This window comes from Myxococcus vastator (assembly GCF_010894475.1).
GTDB classification, from domain to species: domain Bacteria; phylum Myxococcota; class Myxococcia; order Myxococcales; family Myxococcaceae; genus Myxococcus; species Myxococcus vastator.
The window spans coordinates 1-1,539 of sequence record NZ_JAAIYB010000822.1 but is presented as its reverse complement, the minus strand read 5'-3'; the positions used below and the strand labels follow the sequence as shown (position 1 = coordinate 1,539).

At 71.4% G+C, this 1,539-nt stretch carries 2 protein-coding genes; both read left to right on the top strand.

The features are described from left to right. The first annotated feature begins 140 nt into the window (after nucleotides 1-140). Nucleotides 141-515, top strand: a complete 375-nt coding sequence (locus G4D87_RS37635) for a hypothetical protein (RefSeq protein WP_240358935.1) — start codon at nucleotides 141-143, stop codon at nucleotides 513-515. Nucleotides 516-753: 238 nt separating this feature from the next. Next, the coding region (locus tag G4D87_RS37630) for an ATP-binding cassette domain-containing protein (RefSeq protein WP_163787571.1) at nucleotides 754-1,539 on the top strand (786 nt) is incomplete at its 3' end.

Sequence of the window (1,539 nt, the reverse complement as noted above, 5' to 3'; positions counted from 1 at the left end):
GGGCGGGCCCCTCGGCGCCAGCGGCCCGCCCTGGACTCGCAGGACGACTGAGCCCTGGCGCAGGCCTCCAAGGGAGGTTCGCGGGAACCTTCCCTGTGGCCGGATGTCAGAGCCTCCGAACACACCCACCGGAGGGGAACATGCAGGACATCTTCATCGCAGGAGGCTGGGGGATGTACCCCACGTTGCTCGCGGGACTCGCGCTCATCGCCACCTGCGTCCAGTACGCGCGCCGGCCCGCGCCGCGCTACGTGCCGCTGATGCTGTCACTGGGACTCTGCACCTTGACTGCCGGAACGCTCGGCTTCGCCACCGGCCTCCTCTCCCTCTTGCACGCCTATAGCGGCCCGCTGTGGGACCAGGGCCCGCGCGTCCTCTTCATCGGCGCCTACGAGGCGCTGCACAACGTGGCGCTCGCCCTGCTGCTCGCCATGCTGGGCGCCCTCCTGGCGTCCATCGGCGCGTGGCGGCTCTCCCGCCGGATGGGGAACTTCGCGGCGCCCGCGGCAGGTTGATGCGAAACAGTCGGCCGCGCTGCCGGAGTCGCGCGCCCTGCCCCATTGAAGGCAGGGGTTGCATTCCGGCGCGCGGCTGGACATAGATTGCAGCCATCCCAGGAGGGATTGACGCCCCCTCCCAACGAGAGGTCTGACGCACCCTTGAGGACGCTTCGCTGAACCCCCAGGTCCGTTGACGTTCCCGCGCTGAGCCGCCTTCGGGCTGGCTCGCGCCCTGGCTTCAGGAGCTTCCTTCATGTCTTCCGTGCGCGCGCACCGCGTTTCGTTCGCTTTTTCCGACGCCGTTCCCGTCCTCTCCGATGTCGACTTCCACCTGTCCCCTGGCTGGACGGGGCTCGTGGGCGCCAATGGCGCCGGCAAGTCCACCCTGCTCCGGCTGCTGGCGGGAGCGCTGACCCCCACCGAGGGGCACCTCCAGTTCGAGCCCTCCGCCCCCATCCTCCGCCTCTGCCGGCAGGAGGTGGAGGCGCTGACGCCCGACATCTCCGCCTTCGCGGAGTCGTGGGACTCCGTCGCGCGGCGACTGCACGGCCAGCTGGGCCTGGACGTCACCGCGCTGGAGCGCTGGCCCACGCTGTCCCCGGGCGAGCGCAAGCGGTGGCAGGTGGGCGCCGCCCTGGCCGCGGAGCCCCACTTGCTGCTCCTGGACGAGCCCACCAATCACCTGGATGCGGAGGCCCGCACATGGCTGGTCTCCGCGCTGCGCCGCTTCCGGGGCCTGGGCATCGTGGTGTCCCACGACCGCGACCTGCTGGAGTCCCTCACCACCTCCACGCTGCGCGTCCACCACGGGAGCGCGCGGCTGTGGCCCGGCGCCTACACCGCCGCGCGGGCGCACTGGGAAGCCGAGCGCGAGACTGAAATCGCCACCCACCAGCAGGCCCGCGCCGAGCAACGTCGCGCGGCGCACCTGCTGGACCAGGCCCGGCGCGAACAGCAGTCCGCGGACGCCGCGCGGCACACCCGCAAGCGCCTGAAGAACAAGAACGACAACGACGCCCGCTCCATGGGCGCCAAGGTG